The organism is Vibrio ziniensis (genome assembly GCF_011064285.1).
GTDB lineage: Bacteria > Pseudomonadota > Gammaproteobacteria > Enterobacterales > Vibrionaceae > Vibrio > Vibrio ziniensis.
On record NZ_CP049332.1, the window covers coordinates 1,292,555 to 1,310,718 of the forward strand.

15 protein-coding genes are annotated in these 18,164 nt (G+C 43.3%); 8 read left to right on the forward strand and 7 right to left on the reverse strand.

The features are described from left to right. Positions 1 to 14 precede the first annotated feature (14 nt). On the forward strand, positions 15 to 266 hold the full coding sequence (locus G5S32_RS20805; RefSeq protein ID WP_165314045.1) for a DUF2999 family protein: 252 nt from the start codon (positions 15 to 17) through the stop codon (positions 264 to 266). Between the two features lie 143 nt (positions 267 to 409). Here the strand turns inward: G5S32_RS20805 and G5S32_RS20810 are convergent, their stop codons facing one another. The 3 genes from G5S32_RS20810 to G5S32_RS20820 all read right to left on the reverse strand — a co-directional run bounded on the left by G5S32_RS20810 (position 410) and on the right by G5S32_RS20820 (position 4,605). Continuing rightward, complete coding sequence (locus tag G5S32_RS20810; RefSeq protein ID WP_165314046.1) at positions 410 to 2,296, reverse strand: TRAP transporter permease; 1,887 nt, start codon at positions 2,294 to 2,296, stop codon at positions 410 to 412. A 90-nt stretch (positions 2,297 to 2,386) separates the two neighbouring features. Next, positions 2,387 to 3,316, reverse strand: coding sequence for a TAXI family TRAP transporter solute-binding subunit (locus G5S32_RS20815; RefSeq protein ID WP_165314047.1), 930 nt, complete (start codon positions 3,314 to 3,316; stop codon positions 2,387 to 2,389). 284 nt (positions 3,317 to 3,600) lie between these two features. Next, positions 3,601 to 4,605, reverse strand: a complete 1,005-nt coding sequence (locus tag G5S32_RS20820) for a sugar-binding transcriptional regulator (RefSeq protein WP_165314048.1) — start codon at positions 4,603 to 4,605, stop codon at positions 3,601 to 3,603. A gap of 534 nt (positions 4,606 to 5,139) precedes the next feature. On the opposite strand from G5S32_RS20820, the gene tal reads away from it, so the two are divergent. After that, the gene (gene tal / locus G5S32_RS20825) at positions 5,140 to 6,090 is read left to right on the forward strand and encodes a transaldolase (protein ID WP_165314049.1); all 951 of its coding nucleotides are present in this window, start codon (positions 5,140 to 5,142) and stop codon (positions 6,088 to 6,090) included. A 110-nt stretch (positions 6,091 to 6,200) separates the two neighbouring features. After that, positions 6,201 to 8,195 (forward strand): transketolase, encoded by a 1,995-nt coding sequence (gene tkt, locus G5S32_RS20830; protein WP_165314050.1) that lies wholly within the window; start codon positions 6,201 to 6,203, stop codon positions 8,193 to 8,195. Positions 8,196 to 8,301: 106 nt separating this feature from the next. On the opposite strand, the gene G5S32_RS20835 is transcribed toward tkt, so the two are convergent. Together G5S32_RS20835 and G5S32_RS20840 are read right to left on the reverse strand one after the other, a co-directional pair. Next, a complete protein-coding gene (locus G5S32_RS20835) occupies positions 8,302 to 9,864 on the reverse strand; it encodes a methyl-accepting chemotaxis protein (protein WP_165314051.1) in 1,563 nt (520 codons plus the stop codon). A 205-nt stretch (positions 9,865 to 10,069) separates the two neighbouring features. After that, a complete protein-coding gene (locus G5S32_RS20840) occupies positions 10,070 to 10,684 on the reverse strand; it encodes an OmpA family protein (RefSeq protein WP_165314052.1) in 615 nt (204 codons plus the stop codon). A 152-nt stretch (positions 10,685 to 10,836) separates the two neighbouring features. Between G5S32_RS20840 and G5S32_RS20845 the strand changes: the two genes are divergently transcribed. Further along, positions 10,837 to 11,463 carry a thioredoxin domain-containing protein gene (locus G5S32_RS20845; protein ID WP_165314053.1) on the forward strand — a complete coding sequence of 209 codons (627 nt, stop codon included), beginning with the start codon at positions 10,837 to 10,839 and terminating at the stop codon, positions 11,461 to 11,463. Positions 11,464 to 11,474: 11 nt separating this feature from the next. Continuing rightward, positions 11,475 to 11,948, forward strand: coding sequence for a BamJ family beta-barrel-assembly machinery protein (gene bamJ / locus G5S32_RS20850; RefSeq protein ID WP_165314054.1), 474 nt, complete (start codon positions 11,475 to 11,477; stop codon positions 11,946 to 11,948). A gap of 97 nt (positions 11,949 to 12,045) precedes the next feature. On the opposite strand, the gene G5S32_RS20855 is transcribed toward bamJ, so the two are convergent. After that, positions 12,046 to 12,648 carry a beta-phosphoglucomutase family hydrolase gene (locus G5S32_RS20855; protein WP_165314055.1) on the reverse strand — a complete coding sequence of 201 codons (603 nt, stop codon included), beginning with the start codon at positions 12,646 to 12,648 and terminating at the stop codon, positions 12,046 to 12,048. A gap of 140 nt (positions 12,649 to 12,788) precedes the next feature. On the opposite strand from G5S32_RS20855, the gene G5S32_RS20860 reads away from it, so the two are divergent. Continuing rightward, positions 12,789 to 14,552, forward strand: coding sequence for a methyl-accepting chemotaxis protein (locus G5S32_RS20860; protein WP_165314056.1), 1,764 nt, complete (start codon positions 12,789 to 12,791; stop codon positions 14,550 to 14,552). An 89-nt stretch (positions 14,553 to 14,641) separates the two neighbouring features. Here G5S32_RS20860 and G5S32_RS20865 read toward each other — a convergent pair whose 3' ends face one another. Beyond that, the gene (locus G5S32_RS20865; RefSeq protein WP_165314057.1) at positions 14,642 to 15,172 is read right to left on the reverse strand and encodes a GNAT family N-acetyltransferase; all 531 of its coding nucleotides are present in this window, start codon (positions 15,170 to 15,172) and stop codon (positions 14,642 to 14,644) included. Between the two features lie 164 nt (positions 15,173 to 15,336). Between G5S32_RS20865 and G5S32_RS20870 the strand changes: the two genes are divergently transcribed. Both G5S32_RS20870 and dcuC read left to right on the forward strand, forming a co-directional pair. Next, positions 15,337 to 16,458, forward strand: coding sequence for an acyl-CoA desaturase (locus tag G5S32_RS20870; protein ID WP_165314058.1), 1,122 nt, complete (start codon positions 15,337 to 15,339; stop codon positions 16,456 to 16,458). A 301-nt stretch (positions 16,459 to 16,759) separates the two neighbouring features. Then, positions 16,760 to 18,127, forward strand: a complete 1,368-nt coding sequence (gene dcuC / locus G5S32_RS20875; RefSeq protein ID WP_165314059.1) for an anaerobic C4-dicarboxylate transporter DcuC — start codon at positions 16,760 to 16,762, stop codon at positions 18,125 to 18,127. Positions 18,128 to 18,164: the final 37 nt, after the last annotated feature.

Below are 18,164 nucleotides of genomic sequence, written 5' to 3' on the forward strand. Positions count from 1 at the left end.
TTAAAGGTAATGAAATGAACCCAATTATTGCTCTGCTAAAAGAGAACAATGTAGACAACGACAAAATCCAAGAGCTATTCCAAGCATTGACTCAAAACCCGTTTGCAGCGATGGCGATTGTCGGTCAACTCGGTTTACCTCAAGAGCAGCTTCAACTTTTGATGGGGCAAGTGATGCAAAATCCTGCACTTATTAAAGAAGCTGTTGAAGAACTCGGTTTGGATTTTTCGAAAGTAGAAGAAGCGAAAGCCAAACTACAACAATAGGCTTTGTTTAGAAGCTTAATCTTTAGAACACTAGTCTGAGAAAAGTCGATGACTTTTCTCATTGAAAAAGAAGGCTGTCATTATGACGGCCTTCTTGTTTTCTACTCGTTTAAACCTGAGCATTTAAACCTAGGCCTTTAAACCTAAGAGAGCATTCTGTTCTGCTGTCGGTAATTCAGCAGACAAACCACAATAATGACCACAAGCGCCAGTAAACGGTTTAAATCAGACAGGAACAGCACACCTAACGCCATACAGAGCAAAACAGCGCGCTGCCATAATAACAATGGCACAAATAAACGCCCTTCAATACCGCCTGCAAATGCCACAAACAAGCTGATGGTAGAAATGATGCCAATGGTGAAATGCAGATGTTCACCTTCTACCCAGATCAGTCCGGAAAACGCCATCATGGCTGGAATTAAGAAGAAGCCTTGCGCCAATTTAAAAGCCTGAACCGCGGATCGCATTGGCGAAGCGTTGGCAATTCCCGCTCCTGCAAATGCCGCAAGTGCAATTGGTGGGGTTACGTTCGATGTTTGGGATAACCAGAATACGATCATATGAGCAGAGAGAAGCGTGACACCGAAGTCCATCAATGCAGGAACAGCCATAATTGACAGTACGATATAGGCTGCGGTAACAGGAAGTCCCATACCCAAAATGACAGCAGCTAGAGCGATAAGCGCTAACGCTGACCATAAATAGCCACCAGACATAGCGATAAGGAACTGGGTAAATTGAAGACCTATACCTGTTTGCCCTACTACTCCCACAACAATACCGGCAGTTGCACAGGCAACTGATATTGGTAGCGCCAATAGTGCCCCTTCTTTTAACCCTTCCAAGAACAGTTTCAAACTAATTCGGCTGTGTTTACGGGTCATCGCAGCAAGCAGAATGGCGGCACAACCAACCACCCCTACCAATACCGGTGAATAACTCATCATCAGTAACACTGTGATAAGAATCAGTGGAACCAGATAGTGCCAACCATTTTGCAAAACCGTGACGATTTTTTCTGTTTGGGTCATGCCTTGTAGATCCAGCTTACACGCCATGAGGTGGACATAAAGCAAGGTACACGCAAAATACAGAATGGCAGGTGCAATAGAAACAATTAAGATTTCGCTATAAGGAATACCAGTAAACTGAGCCATGACAAATGCGCCTGCGCCCATTACTGGTGGCATGATCTGCCCGCCTGTTGAGGCCGCGGCTTCAATCCCCGCAGCTTGCTCAGCCTTGTATCCTAACTTTTTCATCATCGGGATAGTTAAAGCGCCGGTGGTTACTGTGTTCGCAATCGCAGAGCCGGAAATAGAACCCAGTGCAGCAGAAGCGATGACACTCGCCTTCGCCGGACCTCCTCGATATTTACCCGCGACTGAAAACGCCATGTCGATAAAGAACTGTCCTGCTCCCGTGACTTGCAAAAAAGCCCCAAACAGTACAAACATAAATACCACACCAGCGGCAATCGCTAGCGGAGCGCCGTATACACCGTTCGTTGAGTAAATATGGAAACGAATAATCTCTTCAACGCTAAAGCCTTTGCTGGCAATGTTGTCTGGTAGCACATTACCAAACATAGCGTAGAGCAAAAATAGCGCAGCTATCAGCACCATTACTAAGCCAACAGTTCTACGTGTTGCTTCCAATAGCAGAAGTATGAGAACCACACCCGCAGCCTGATCAGCCGACTGCAAGCCATCAAGCAAAAAGCTGATGTCGTCGTAATCAAATAAAGCTATTTGTGTCGATGCCCAGCATGTCAATCCAACGCAGACGATATCAATGATTCGCCCAAGCAGATAAATAGGAAACGGTTTACGATCGCTAAATAGTGGGTAAGCCAAGAACACCAGCGCTAATACCCAGCTAACGTGAATGGGTCTAAAAACAGGGGCGGCTAGGTTTGCCACAATCCCCTGCCAAATCTGAAAAACAGAAAGAGCGATAGCCGCAATCGCGGCTATCGTAACAATGACATTGGTAATTTTTTGGTTACTAGGATGAACCTTACTCATCACTTACTCCATGTAACATTACTTATCGTCCATTTGGTTTGCAGGAAGCCCAACCGTTCAGAGTCAAGACTTCCCACCAAACATTACAACTTACTTCATTTGTTCTTTACGATACTTCTCAGCACCAGGGTGAAGCGATATGCCTTGGAGCTTGGCCATATTCTCAATCGTAGTGTATTTAGTTACATCAATCACTTGGCGGATTTTGTCCATATTTTCAAAAGCCACTTTAGTCATGTTGTAAGCCATTTCTTCACTCATATTGTTGTTCACAACCAGTACGTTCCATACTGCTGGCGCTTTAAACGCCGGAACTTTGTTGTAGGCGTCTGCTGGCACATCAATCTGAATGTATGATGGATAATCTTTGGTGATTTTCGCCAACTCATCTTCGCTGAAGCTAATGATTCGAATATCACGAGTTAACGCAAGCTCAGTGATCGCACCAACACCAACGCTGCCTACCACTACGCCTGCGTCAATTTGGTTGTTTGCAAGTGCACTGGTCGTTGCCGTGTAGTTTAGTGATTGCGCTGTGATGTCATCTTCAGTGATACCCAGAGTATTGAGGATGTTTACCGCACTAACACGCGTGCCAGAACCCGGAGCACCAAGTGAAATGCGTTTGCCTTTTAAGTCAGCAATAGATTTGATATCGGATTTCGCAGGAACGATGAATTGCACCACGTTTGGATAAAGAGAAAACAGTACCGATACATCAAGTTTTTTCGGAAACGGTTTAACACCATTTGCAGCCTGAAGTACTACGTTGCCTTGTGCAATACCCACCAACTGCTTGTCCGTTGATACCTTAATCGTGTTTTCTACCGATGCTGCTGTCACTTCAGCACGCATATTGAAGTCTGGTAGATTTTCGCTCCAGATTTTAGCCAGCATACCGCCTAACGGATAATAAGTACCACTCTGACTTCCCGTACCAATCGTGTAGTTTTCAGCCATCGCTGGCAGAGAAAAAGCCATCGTTACCGCTAATAAACCAGTCCTTAGTTTTTGATACATAAGTGCTCCTTCAACATGTCATTCTAGAGTTATAAATTTAATGTTTCACTATTGTTATGAAATGGATAATGAGAAATAGCAATACGGCTTTCGGTGAAATGAGAGTTTGATGTACAAATCTTGCACTGTTTAAAAAGTAGTCGTGACATTCACCTCACTCTAGAAATGTGGCGATTAATCACCCGGCTTAGAGATTTGTGTGTGCATCAAATAGAACAAAGGAGGCCAACGCCTCCTTATCTGATGTGAGCAAAATGTGGTGTGAACAGGCTTCGTTAATCTTTCTATAAATTTTGTGAAGGCGTAATACCACTCATTTGCTCGTCAAGGTTCAAAACGGTCAACGCATTACTTACGCTAGTTGCAATCACATCAATAGCGCCGGTCCGTAGAGCCCCTAATAATGCCAAAGGCTTACTGTTTTCGGCGGCTATCGCAACCACTTCGGAAACCAAGCGGAATTCATCGATACTCAAACCAATGACGCGATCGTTCATCACTGTATTGGCAATTTCACCCTGAACATTGAAGAAGTCATGTCCGGCAAAATCCCCCACTACGCCTTGCTGCAAACGAGATTGCACTACCTCTTCAGCGGTAAACCAACCCAGATCGACCATATAGCTGTTCTCGCTCATATCACCGATCCCAATCAGCGCCATATCTGCTTTACGTGCTAAATCAAGAGTCTGTTTAACCGTTGCGTTTTGCATGAACGCCAACTTTTGATCTCGGTTCTCTGCATACGCGGGTGCGTACAAGGTTTCCGATGAACCTCCGTATTTTTTTGCCAACTGACGACAGATATGGTCAGCGTTGAACATGCCACCACGAGGGTGGATACCGCCGATACCACAGACAAACTTACAATCGCGCGGTGTTATAACGCCCACATGATGGGCAACAGCAGAAACGTTACGTCCTTGTCCTACGCTAACCACCATGCCGTTTTTCAGAGTGTTGGTTAAGTAATGAGAGACTAATCCAGCCACTTGCTGACGCTGCTGCTCTTCATTGGGTTGATCTAAGGCGATAAGTGCTCTCTTGACGCCAAAACGCTCAATTAAACGTTGCTCTATCTTAGCGCTGAACACCGGATGATATTTCACTGTGATTTCAACAATCCCTTCATCCCTTGCTTGTTTAAGCAAACGGCCGACTTTGGCGCGAGAAAGTGCAAACTTCTTAGAAATCTCCTCTTGAGTCGCTCCATCTTGGTAGTAAGCGACCGAAACTTCGGTTAATAAATCAGTATTTTCTAAAGAGATTTCTGGGGTTGGATTATTCATCATCGACTCTTTTCAGTGAAATTATGCTCATCATAATCGAGAGTGAGCATCTGCTCATTGACTTAGCATATGTTACACCCACTCCTACATGCAACATTTGCTCATTATAATTACATATTCTCACGACAAATTTGAGAGATTCAGCAAACTTGCTACATACTACAAGGCATACGCAATCGTTTCTTCCTTTAAAGCCAATGAACACAAGTAAATTAATGTTGATTTAGGTCACTAGAAACAAGAAATCACAATTGACATTCACAACAGATAATATAAATATGAGCACATCATTTACTCATTACTCGAGCATATGTTCACTACAAATGTTCGGGCAGTGAAAAACATTATGTTTATGTGAATTGAACAGCGTTGTTGAACTTATATGTAGCGCTAAAGTAGCTACAATGTTTTCTTAACCTGTTTGCAATGCCAAGCCACAGTCTTGCTATGTAACCTTCTTTTACTCGGTGAAAGCATATTAAATGGTAGGCAAAGCCCAACGAGAAACGAGAAACGAGAAATAGGACGATCGAAATGAGCAATAAATTAGAGCAACTTCGTAAACTGACTACCGTTGTAGCAGACACCGGTGAAATTGAAGCAATCAAAAAATACCAACCAGAAGACGCAACAACTAACCCTTCTCTAATTCTTAAAGCTGCTCAAATTGCAGAGTACGCACCACTTATCGATCAAGCGATCAAGTACGCGAAAACTCAAAGCAACGACAAAGCGCAACAAGTTCAAGATACTTGTGACATGCTTGCAGTTAACATCGGTAAAGAAATCCTAAAAACGATTCCAGGTCGTATCTCAACTGAAGTTGACGCTCGTCTTTCTTACGATACTGAAGGCAGCATTGCTAAAGCTCGTCAACTTATCAAGATGTACAACGACGCTGGCATCTCTAACGATCGCATCCTTATTAAACTGGCTTCTACTTGGGAAGGCATCCGTGCTGCTGAAGTGCTAGAAAAAGAAGGCATCAACTGTAACCTAACTCTTCTTTTCTCATTTGCTCAAGCTCGCGCATGTGCAGAAGCAGGCGTGTTCCTAATTTCTCCATTCGTTGGTCGTATTATGGACTGGTACAAAGCAAAAGAAGGTCGTGATTTCGCAGCACAAGAAGACCCAGGCGTTCTATCTGTTTCTACCATTTACAACTACTACAAAGAACACGGCTACAAAACTGTGGTTATGGGCGCAAGCTTCCGCAACATCGGCGAAATCCTTGAGCTAGCAGGCTGTGACCGTCTAACTATCGCTCCTTCACTTCTTGCTGAACTAGAAGCAGCAGAAGGCGAAGTTGTAGCGAAACTTGTTGACTCTAACGGCAACAAAGCGCGTCCAACAGCGATGACTCACGCTGAATTCCTATGGGATCACAACCAAGATGCAATGGCTGTAGAAAAACTGGCAGAAGGTATTCGCAACTTCGCTATCGACCAAGGTAAACTTGAAGCGATGATCGAAGCTAAGCTTTAATCCAAAATTTCAGAAGCGAGTGTTAACTCGCTTCTCTTTTTATACTTGTTTCAAATTGAGCTGAGTTCGCTCTGCTCGCAGTAATACTAAAACTTAACTGAGTAACGACTATGAATCGCAAACAATTGGCTAATGCAATCCGTGCTCTAAGCATGGATGGTGTTCAAAAAGCTAACTCTGGCCACCCGGGTGCACCTATGGGTATGGCGGATATCGCTGAAGTACTTTGGCGTTCACACCTAAACCATAACCCACAAAACCCTAACTGGGTTGACCGCGACCGTTTTATTCTTTCTAACGGTCATGGCTCGATGCTGATTTACTCACTGCTGCACCTGACTGGTTACGAGCTATCAATGGAAGATTTGAAGAACTTCCGTCAGCTTCACTCAAAAACCCCAGGTCACCCAGAGTACGGTTATGCACCAGGTGTTGAAACCACGACTGGTCCACTAGGTCAAGGTATCACTAACGCTGTGGGTATGGCGCTGGCTGAGAAAGCGCTTGCTGCTCAGTTCAACAAAGAAGGCCACGACATCGTTGACCACTTCACCTACGCGTTCATGGGTGACGGCTGTATGATGGAAGGTATCTCGCACGAGGCATGTTCTCTAGCAGGTACACTAGGTCTGGGCAAACTGATTGCATTCTGGGATGACAACGGTATCTCTATCGATGGTCACGTAGAAGGTTGGTTTGCTGACGATACGCCAAAACGTTTTGAAGCGTACGGCTGGCATGTTATCCCAGCGGTTGATGGTCACGATTCAGAAGCAATTAACGCAGCAATCATCGCGGCGAAAGCGGAAACAGGTCGTCCAACTCTAATCTGTACTAAAACTATCATCGGTTTTGGTTCGCCAAACAAAGCGGGCTCACACGACTGTCACGGTGCTCCACTAGGCGCTGATGAAATCAAAGCTGCACGTGAATTCCTAGGTTGGGAATACGCACCGTTTGAAATCCCAGCAGATATTTACGCGCAGTGGGATGCAAAAGAAGCGGGCGCAGCGAAAGAAGCAGCATGGGATCAAAAATTCGCAGCGTATGCAGCGGCATACCCAGAGCTAGCAGCAGAATTCAAACGTCGTGTGAACGGCGAACTTCCAGCTGAGTGGGAAGAAAAAGCAAACGCGGTTATCGCTGAGCTTCAAGCAAACCCAGCGAACATCGCATCACGTAAAGCATCGCAAAACGCACTCGAAGCGTTTGGTAAAATGCTCCCTGAATTCATGGGCGGCTCGGCGGACCTTGCACCTTCAAACCTAACTATGTGGTCTGGCTCTAAGTCAATCACGCCAGAAGATGCATCAGGCAACTACATCCATTACGGTGTTCGTGAATTCGGTATGACGGCTATCATGAACGGTATCGCGCTACACGGTGGTTTCGTTCCTTACGGCGCAACCTTCCTGATGTTCATGGAATACGCACGTAACGCACTGCGTATGGCGGCACTGATGAAAGTGCAAAACATCCAAGTGTACACGCACGACTCTATCGGTCTTGGCGAAGATGGTCCAACTCACCAACCGGTTGAGCAAACCGCTTCTCTACGCCTGACTCCAAACATGAGCACATGGCGTCCATGTGACCAGGTTGAATCAGCAGTAGCTTGGAAACTGGCTATCGAGCGTAAAGACGCGCCAACAGCGCTTATCTTCTCTCGTCAAAATCTAGCACAGCAACCACGTTCAGCAGAGCAAGTGGCTGACATCGCTAAGGGTGGTTACATCCTGAAAGATTGTGCAGGCAAACCTGAGCTAATCCTGATTGCAACAGGCTCTGAAGTTGATTTGGCTGTGAAAGCAGCTGAACAACTTACTGCTGATGGTAAACAAGTACGCGTTGTTTCAATGCCATCAACCGATGCATTCGACAAACAAGACGCCGCTTACCGCAGTGCAGTTCTGCCAGCAGACGTAACAGCACGTATCGCTATCGAAGCAGGTATCGCGGATTACTGGTACAAGTACGTTGGTCTAAACGGCAAAATCATCGGTATGACAACATTCGGTGAATCTGCACCAGCAGATCAACTGTTCAAGATGTTCGGCTTCACGGTTGAAAACGTCGTTGAGAAAGCAAACGAGCTATTGGCTTAATATTGCATTTCTAATACTAAAAATCCCCTCTCTAAAGCGGGGATTTTTTTGCTCTAACGTGCTAAAACTAAGGTTAGTAATTTTTCACTTAGTACTTAACTGCCTTTTATTTCTCTTCGAAACGAGCTGCAAGGGTAATAAAGTTATCAACCTGCTCTTTCATTTCACGGCTATGCTCACTCACCATATTCGTTGCTGCAACATTTTGCGTAGCGGCAGAAGCGATGGAGTGAATGTGGTGGTTAACCTCTTGAGTCAATCCACGCTGAGCTTCCGCTGATTTTGCCATATCACCGACTAAGGTTTGCATATCAGAAAGCATACGCTCTACTTCATAGAGTCGATTTCCCGTTTCTTCAGCAACTAACCCACACGCTTGTGTTTGTGTTTGGCTTTCTTGAATTTCCTGCTGCCACGATTCAATGGTTACTAACATCGTCGACAGGCTGCTCTGGATCTGGTGGGTCGCGTTTTGTGTTCTACCCGATAATGCGCGAACTTCGTCAGCGACGACTGAGAAACCTCGACCTTGCTCTCCCGCTCTCGCCGCTTCGATAGCAGCATTTAGCGCAAGCAAATTAGTTTGAGATGCGATTCCGTCGATTTCTTCCATCAACTTACTCACAATATGGGCTTGCTCATTCAATTGATGAGTTGTACCTGTTGCTCGCTCAGCTTGTTCAGCTAGCGCCGCGAGATCACTGTGCGTTTGTTGAATGGTTTGCTTCGTTTTCAAACATTGATTCTGTGCTTGATCTAATAAAGCATACGCTTCATTAGTACTGCTAGACACGGCATCCGCTGCGGATTCCACTGAATCCGTTGCTTTCATAACGCTCTGAATATCAATATTTTGCTGTTCAAGGGCTTGATTAACTTCAACACACGTCTGATTTAGTTGCTCAGAAGTTGTGTAAAGTGGTCTCGCTGAATCGACCATCCGCCCTAGTACAGTGCGAATACGTGCTGAGTACATGCGTAGATGATAATCCGCATACGAGAATTCACTATTACCTGAATATATTAGGCGGCTAATACTGTCGTATTTGTGTTTAAGCTTATTGATCTGACGAGGCGTATCAACTAACTCATTCCTGAAAAATAAACCAAGAGCAGCAACGGGCAATAAGCCAGAAATTAGCTGTACTGCACTAGTTGCAGAAGCAAAATAAGCTAATGACGGCGCTGACAATGAACCCGCTAAGATTGCATAACGAACTGAAGAAGGAAGGTTGAATGAAAAGCTCTTGCTGCCTTTTTCAATTTTACACAATGCTTGATAGGCTTTACTTGCGGTTTCAACACGTGCACGTTTTGGTTGAACGCGTACTGATTGATAACCCGCCAGCTTTCCATTTTCATAGATAGGCGTTACATAAGCATCAACCCAATAGTGACCGTTGGTCTTGGTACGATTCTTAACAATTCCACGCCAAGGGTGACCTTTTTTTAGATGGCTCCACATATCTGCAAACGCCGCTTTAGGCATGTCAGGGTGGCGAACAATATTATGGTTCTGCCCCAATAACTCACTTTCTGCAAACCCTGCAATTCGACAGAAGGTTTCATTACAGTAAGTAATTACGCCCTTTAGATCTGTGGTAGAAACTAGCTGATCTGTCTTTCCGACTGGAACCTCCAGATCTGAGGCAACTTGATGAACTGACATACTTCTCTATTTCTTATAAGTTATAATTCGCGTGAAAATTTACACAAAGGTTACTAATGTTTCAAAATTATTATCGCAATTTGATCGATAAGTGAGAGAGCTATCAATTTCCTTGGTAACGCTGCGGGTATTAAACAACTATCCCAGCCAAAACTGGGATAGTTAAATGAACATTGCATGATAAATATGTCGGATCTTCAATCAACTAATCGTTTAAAACGATAAGCAATAGTTCTACCCTACGGTTGCATGCCCGCCCTGCTGTAGTGCGGTTTGAACAAGCCGGAATGTACTCACCATAACCGCGTGTATAGATAGAACCTTCAGACACATTATTTTTAACTAACGTATTTTTGACCATATCTGCACGCCTTACCGATAAGGAATCATTAAACATAGACTGACCTACAGTGTCTGTGTGCCCATCAATCACCACGTCAATACCTCGTTGTTGCGATAGAAAGCCACTCATCACCGATAACCAGTAGTAAGACGCTTGAGAAAGCTGCGCAGATCCTGTTTCGAACTGAATAGAATCCTTTAGACGCACCATAACATGGCTACCTGGTAGCACCTCGTAATCGATGCGGTTATGTAACAAAAATTGTTGTAGAGCTTGATAACTACTCGTACGAACTTGTCCCAAGGGACCGCGCACACCAGAATTAGCGTTAGATGGTGGTACTGACCAATCTGGGTTACGAACTTCTGTCTCGCCTTTTGGTGCAGCATCTAATAATTTGTTGCTGTTCATGCGATCGTTTTGCATGGAGCTACAACCAACCAAAAACAGCACTAGAGGGAAAACTAAAAATTTCATCGATTACATGACCCTTATATCTATCTACTTACTTTTATCGGCCCGAACGCTAAAACTTTATAGAAAATTGCTAACAAATTACTTATCCGTAGTTTGCCTCACATCGTTATGCCGTTAGAATCTAACTTAGTTAATTTGAAGGTGAATCTCCTATGAAAAAATTGCTCACTGGTTTCATAAATCTGTTTACATTGGTGTTTATTCTCGCTGGCTGTAGTGACAATTCAACACCTGTTGAAGGTGAACAATATCAATTATTGCCAGCTAACCTTTCTACCTATCGCTTAGCACCAGTCACTGAAATTTTTTCTCTCACTTGTGGCCATTGCCGAAAAATGGAAAGCATTATTCCCGAACTGGAAAATCTGACGAGTGAGCATTTTGGTAAACTGCACGTAACGTTTAATGAAGGTGCAAAAATCGGTGCCATGATTTACTACACAGCAGTAATGCAATTAGGTAACATTCCCGATGCAGCAATGATGGAAGAACTATTTGCAGCGGTGCAAATGGGCGAAGGTTCAACACTAACGGATCGCCAAGCTGCGATTGAAAAAGCGTTTACAGACAGAAATCTAGCTACTCCTTATCATTTAACTCAAGAGCAACAAAGCAAAGTTCTTGGCATGATTCAAACAGCTAATAAAGTTTCCCAGGATGGCGAAATAAAAGCGGTTCCGACTTTTGTTGTGAAAGGCAAATATCAAGTCATCACCAGTGGTCACAAAGATGTGGAAGGCATCGCCAAAACCATCAGCTACTTATTAACTCAACCATAAGAAACATAACCATGTATAAAATTGTTTTCCCTATCGTCATATTTGTACTCGCAGCATTTTTTGTATATCGCACTTGGACAAACCATAAAGCGGGTGAAGCGCAACTTGCTGCTAGTCAGGCGTTCTTAACTGAAAACGCAACCAAGCCGGGCGTTCAAACTACTGAAAGCGGTTTGCAATACCTTGTGCTAGCAGAAGGCACTGGTACTGTTCATCCAAAAGCAAACAGTAAGGTAACCGTTCACTATGAAGGTAAATTGCTGGATGGCACTATTTTCGACAGCTCATATCAACGTAACGAACCTATTGCATTTGGTTTAAATCAAGTTATCAAAGGTTGGCAAGAAGGTGTTCAGTTGATGGTTGAAGGGCAAAAAATGCGTCTTTTTATCCCAGCAAACTTAGGCTACGGTAAAAGTGGTACTGGCCCTATTCCACCGTCAGCAACACTAATTTTTGACGTAGAGTTGATTGCAATTAATTAATCCCACACTGAATTTAACGAGCATCAACGTTTGTGAATGACAAAAAGAGCCGCATATAGATGCGGCTCTTTTTATTACGAAGACGATTAAAATAAAACTAAGCTTGATATGGGAAGAACTGTAAACCTTGCTCAGTCACCATAATGCAATCCATACCACCGGCGTGTGCTGCTTGCTTTCCAAGCTCTGTATCCTCAAACACAACACAATCTTGAGGCTCAAGCCCCAACAATTCACATGCAGTCAGGAATGTTTGCGGGTGCGGTTTGTGGTTTTCAACGTCTGTCGCAGTCACTAACGCATCTAACTTATCAAGCATATTTACTCGAGTAAGCAGTTTAATAGCACTCACGCGCTGGCTACCTGTACCGACAGCTAGCTTTTTCTTACCTAAGTTAGCTTCCAGCACATCAACCGTATCCGCTATCAGCTCACCGCTTTCATCAATTTGACTGAATGCACCCATTTTATAGTCCGATACTTCTTTCGCATCGAGTTCAATACCGTACGCTTTACTAATCTCAACAGCGATTTTAATACTCGGCATGCCCCCCATACTTTGCAACCATTTGCCGTCGAATGGGAAACCAAACTTCTCTGCGGTAACACGCCAAGCATCAACATGTGCAGGCATGGTATCAATAAGGGTACCATCCATATCGAAAATCAACCCTTTATACTTACTGACATCTATAGTCATCCGACCATGGCTCCTGTCATAAAAGTTTAATAATTGTAAGGCATATATTAGCCGACACTAACATTAGGGGGAAATTAGCCCCTATTCTCACGACGATAATAACAAAAATATCTATAAACGTTTTAAATCAAGGTAATCATATGAATATTAAACAAAAGCTGTATTCATTAGGTGTTATTGCTGTCTTGGGCATCATTACCCTTCTTATAAGTTCAAACTATTTCGCTAGTACCACTAGAGAATTAACTCATGCCATCACATTAGTCGACAAGCTCGAAATCCGATTACTCAATTTGCGCCGCAATGAAAAAGATTTTTTGCTGCGTAGTAGTACAAGTTACCTCGATACCTTCAAAAAGAACAGTGAACTCTTTTTGACTTTAGAATCTGAACTATCGCCAATTCTGTCTTCAAATCAGCTTGGTTCATCAGCAGACCTTCGTAACGACCTTCTGTCTTATAAGAATGGTTTTGAAGAATTGGTTGCTGCTTATGTTCAGTTAGGTTTGGATAAAGAGTCGGGTCTATTTAAACGTTACTACTTACTCCATAGTCAAGCCTTCAACAATGCAGACAAAGTAGGTCAACTTGAATTGATCCAATTTGATAAAAACGTTGTGTCTGGTTCACTCAATGTAGAAGGCGAGATAGCATCGATGTCTGAGCTGATTGCAGCAGCGAAAGCTGTTACGCTACAAGAGCAGAAAATTGGCTTGAAATACAATGAAGGTTTACTGGGCAACACCCGCGATCTTTCGCATAATGTAGAAGAACAATTTAAAACATTTTCCGAAACATTAAGTAAAGAAGTTGATAACCGCCGCGCTGAAATCTCAATGATTGAAAACAGCATTACGGTGTTTGTGATCATTGTCATTGTCGCGCTTATCTTCCAAATTAGCCGCACCATCAACATCCGAGTTAACCGTATGTTGACTGTAATTCACAATATTTCGGACACCAACAACATTGGTTTACGCTCAGACATCACAGGTAAAGATGAACTTGCTTCGGTGAGCCAATACTTCAATAAACTGCTAGACAAGTTCGAAACTCTGATTTCTGGATCTCAGGCAAAATCGAATCAGCTATCAGTAAGTACCGCCGCCATGCACAATGAGCTTGAGGACGTACTCCGTCACTTTAATGCTCAAGCAGAACACACATCAATGATGGCTACATCTGTACAGGAAATGGTATCTGCGATCAGCGAAATATCTGAGAGCACCAGTGTTGCGGTAGAAGGTGTTCAACAAGCGTCTCACAACGCTGAAAACGGCCGCCAAGTTGTAGAATCCACAGTGAACAACATTGAGCAGCTTTCCAAAACTTTAGACTCAAGCCAAAACTCGATCGCCTCTTTGAACAACCATGTTGAGAAAATTGGAGGCACCGTTAACATCATTCAAGGTATCGCAGAGCAAACTAACCTACTAGCACTGAACGCCGCTATTGAAGCGGCTCGTGCGGGTGAACAAGGCCGAGGATTTGCGGTTGTAGCAGATGAAGTTCGATCACTAGCAACAAGAACACATCAATCGACAGAAGAGATCACCAAGGTTGTAGCGGCTATTCAGCATCAAATGAGTCAGGTTGTAAAAGATATTGAACAATGTAACGCTCAAAGCCAAGAGACACTGATGGATTCTCGCCAACTCGATGAAAGCTTGAGCCTTATTCTTTCAGATATGAGTAATATTCAAGCAAACTCTGAACGTATCGCTTCTGCTATCGAAGAACAAGGTATTGTGATGAACCAGGTCAGCGAGTCGATTACAGAGCTGAACTCTATTTCTGAAGACAATATGCGCTCTGCTCAGCAAGTAATGTCAGAAGTGGATATCGTGTCGCAACAAGCGAAAGATATGGACAGAGCAGTTTCGGAATTCACCACTAAGCGATGATACAAACTTAGAACAAGTATCACTAGAGCCAACAAAGCCCAGTATTCACTGGGCTTTTGTTGTAACTAGACGATCCAAATACTCGCTTGCTAATCAATAGATGCCAGCATCAATTTTGGGGTTTTCCATGCATAAACAAATTCTGGAACTTCACTGCCACATGGCGCTTTCCATAGTTGCTCAACTTGGTGCTCTCCACCTATGTGGTCGTAAAAATCAATAGCCTGTCTATTTTGCTCCAACACTTCTAGGTATACCCCATTGTTTGGAAAGTAGTGTTCGATCCACTGAACCATTTCTCGAATCAGCATCTTACCCAAACCATAACCTCGATATTCTGGATCAATATGCAGTGACTCAATGATACTACCACGTTCAAAATCATGATTACCAAACGCACAAATGAACCCCAGTAACTTCTCTTCTTTTTCTAACAATAATATGTGTTGATTAAAAGGAGGGTTAGTAAGGCGTGTTTGCCAAATCACAAGTCGATCGGGTAATGCTTCGTTATCGAGATAATCTTGTTTGAGTAAGCCTTGGTAATGAGTTTTCCAACTACGAACGTGAAGATCAGCAATCGCCTCAAAATCACTATATTCCGCTATTCTAATTTCCATTTAATAGTCCTTATAACTTCCTGTAAGGATTTCTAGTACCCATTCATACTATTCAATTAGGATGGAAAAGCAAAACATACTGGTCACAATTTTGCTAAAGTTATTTGACTTACACGTGTGCGCTGATAATCTAGCGCACACATGTAAGCCCAAAGGACTTTATCATGACAACTAAGCCGCCACTCATATGGCTAAATGTCGCAATTTTTTCACTCAGTTTTATTCTGGCTACGGTCGTTACACCATGGTTTGGTTGGTATGTTGGCTTCGGTGCCGAGCACTGGATTTGGCTGATCGTTTGTTTTTCATTCTGTAACCTGTCGATCACTATGGGGTATCACCGCCTATGGTCTCATAAGACATTTGAAGCACACTGGTTAGTACGTTTACTGTGTGCGTTAGGTGGTGCTTTTGCGCTGCAAAATAGCGCTCTTCATTGGTCTTCTGATCATCGTGTACACCACAAATTTGTCGACCAAAATGACAAGGACCCATACTCAGCGAAAAGAGGTTTTTGGTATTCGCATATCGGATGGATGCTTCGTCACTACAATCAAGCGGTTTACCACGACTACAATAACTGCCGTGATTTACAAAAAGACGCGATTGTCATGTGGCAACATAGCTACTATGTGCCGCTTGCCATAGCAATGAACGTAGGAGTGCCACTACTACTCGGCGTTATCTATGATGATATTATTGGTATGTTATTAATGATTGGCGCAGTGCGATTGGTGCTTAACCATCACACCACATTCTTCATTAACTCATTGGCGCATATATGGGGAACGCAGCCATATACCAATAAAAATACCGCTCGCGACAACGGATTGTTGGCATTCTTCACCTTTGGTGAAGGCTACCACAACTATCACCATATATTCGAAAACGATTACCGTAACGGCATTTACTGGTGGCAGTATGACCCAACGAAATGGCTAATAAAGGCATGTTCTTGGATTGGTCTGACTAAGAAACTACGTAAAGCGCCTTCACTGAAAATAGAGAAAGCTCGTGCACAAATGGCACTGGTTTATGTGCAAAGTCGCATACTGTCTTTGCCAAACCACCTGATATTGATGAACAACTTCCAACAGGAGTTTGATGCATTCATCAGCGAGCTGCATAACTACTACGACATTAAGAAACAGCTTCTCGAAAGTAAGAAGAATCAGGCTATTAAGAAATACGAACGTTCGTTACTTAACATTCGATATGATCAGGTGAAGCTTGATTTTCTCGAAAAAAGAGACCGTTGGGACAGAATAGTCTCACAATATGCATAAATCCCCTCTATCCTAGAAAAGTGGTGCATTAGTGCTACTTTTCTTTTCCTCCCTTCTATTATTAGAAAATCTTTTCTGAACAATTATATTAACTAATGAATTAATGCACTATTATTATTCGGAATAATTAATTATAAAAAGCACAATACCCTATAAACGATAGTTGTATTTTTATTGCTTTAGATCATGCAAAACGCAAGTTGAACTCGTGCTACAGAGAAGTTTCCAGTAAATTCCCGTAACACTTTGCAACATTTATATTTAACTCTGCTCGCATCACTCTCATAGATTGGAGACTACTATGCTTGAACTTCTCATCGGGTTAGTTGTTACGATTGCTGTTGGATACCTGATCGTAAAAGGCTACAAAGCGGCTGGCGTACTACTTACTGGCGGTCTAGTGCTACTGATACTAACCGGTATTATTGGTCATACCGTTTTACCTAAAGGTGTTACTTCAACTGGCAACATGTTTACAGATTCATTGGAATACGTGAAATACATGCTGCAAAACCGAGGCGGCGGCTTAGGTATGCAAATCATGCTGTTGTGTGGTTTTGCTTCTTACATGACTCACATCGGTGCGAATAATGTTGTGGTGAAACAGTTTTCTAAACCACTCTCTTTTATTAAATCACCATACATTCTGCTTGTTTCTGCTTACATCGTCGCTTGTTTAATGTCCCTTGCCGTGAGCTCTGCAACGGGTCTAGGCGTACTATTAATGGCTACGCTCTTCCCAATGATGACGGCAATGGGTATCTCTCGTCCAGCAGCTGCAGCAGTATGTGCTTCACCAGCTGCAATTATTCTGTCACCAACATCTGGTGACGTTGTCATCGCGGCTGAAAAATCTGGTTTGAGCCTTGATGTATTCGCAGTGCAAACCGTTCTTCCAGTGTCTATTAGTGCAATCATAGTGATGGCTGTTACAACATATTTCTGGAACATGTACCTTGATAAGAAAGACAACACGCCAATGGAACGTGTTGATGTGTCGGAAATTGAAGTAAAAGCTCCGGCTTACTATTCAATTCTGCCGTTCCTTCCAATCATTGGTGTTTTCCTATTTAACGGTAAGACTATCGAAGGTTTATCACTCGATATCTATACCATCGTTGTGGCTTCAATCTTTGTTGGTGCTCTAGTTCATTACGTATCTCGTAAGTTTAACGGTAAAGAAGCGCTAGAAGATCTCGAGGTTTGTTACGATGGCATGGCTGAAGCTTTCAAAGGCGTAGTGATGCTATTAGTTGCTGCAGGCGTATTTGCTCAAGGTCTGATGTCGATTGGAGCGATTGATAACCTACTTCATCTAGCAGAAACAGCAGGTGCAGGTGGCGTTGCTCTGATGCTGATCCTGACCGCTTTAACGGTGGCAGCATCTATCGCTACTGGTTCAGGTAATGCTCCTTTCTATGCTTTCGTAGAACTAGCACCAACACTGGCTGCAAAACTGGGGCTTAACCCCGCTTTCTTGATTATCCCGATGCTACAAGCTTCAAACCTAGGTCGTACTATTTCTCCGGTTTCGGGAGTTATCGTTGCAACTTCTGGTATGGCACATTTAAGCCCATTTGAAGTGGTTAAGCGTACATTTTTACCAGTAATGACAGGCTTGCTTACAGTTATTTTAGGCACAACCGTTCTCGTCCCTATGATGGCTTAATGTCATTAAGAAAACTTAAAATAAAGGTCAGCGATTT

Bases quoted from the DNA above. Each gene is read 5' to 3' on its own strand.
- G5S32_RS20805 (WP_165314045.1), top strand. From the start codon at position 15: ATGAACCCAATTATTGCTCTGCTAAAAGAGAACAATGTAGACAACGAC.
- G5S32_RS20855 (WP_165314055.1), bottom strand. From the start codon at position 12,648: ATGACTATAGATGTCAGTAAGTATAAAGGGTTGATTTTCGATATGGAT.
- G5S32_RS20860 (WP_165314056.1), top strand. From the start codon at position 12,789: ATGAATATTAAACAAAAGCTGTATTCATTAGGTGTTATTGCTGTCTTG.
- G5S32_RS20810 (WP_165314046.1), bottom strand. From the start codon at position 2,296: ATGAGTAAGGTTCATCCTAGTAACCAAAAAATTACCAATGTCATTGTT.
- G5S32_RS20815 (WP_165314047.1), bottom strand. From the start codon at position 3,316: ATGTATCAAAAACTAAGGACTGGTTTATTAGCGGTAACGATGGCTTTT.
- bamJ (WP_165314054.1), top strand. From the start codon at position 11,475: ATGTATAAAATTGTTTTCCCTATCGTCATATTTGTACTCGCAGCATTT.
- G5S32_RS20870 (WP_165314058.1), top strand. From the start codon at position 15,337: ATGACAACTAAGCCGCCACTCATATGGCTAAATGTCGCAATTTTTTCA.
- dcuC (WP_165314059.1), top strand. From the start codon at position 16,760: ATGCTTGAACTTCTCATCGGGTTAGTTGTTACGATTGCTGTTGGATAC.
- tkt (WP_165314050.1), top strand. From the start codon at position 6,201: ATGAATCGCAAACAATTGGCTAATGCAATCCGTGCTCTAAGCATGGAT.
- G5S32_RS20840 (WP_165314052.1), bottom strand. From the start codon at position 10,684: ATGAAATTTTTAGTTTTCCCTCTAGTGCTGTTTTTGGTTGGTTGTAGC.
- G5S32_RS20835 (WP_165314051.1), bottom strand. From the start codon at position 9,864: ATGTCAGTTCATCAAGTTGCCTCAGATCTGGAGGTTCCAGTCGGAAAG.
- G5S32_RS20845 (WP_165314053.1), top strand. From the start codon at position 10,837: ATGAAAAAATTGCTCACTGGTTTCATAAATCTGTTTACATTGGTGTTT.
- G5S32_RS20820 (WP_165314048.1), bottom strand. From the start codon at position 4,605: ATGAATAATCCAACCCCAGAAATCTCTTTAGAAAATACTGATTTATTA.
- tal (WP_165314049.1), top strand. From the start codon at position 5,140: ATGAGCAATAAATTAGAGCAACTTCGTAAACTGACTACCGTTGTAGCA.
- G5S32_RS20865 (WP_165314057.1), bottom strand. From the start codon at position 15,172: ATGGAAATTAGAATAGCGGAATATAGTGATTTTGAGGCGATTGCTGAT.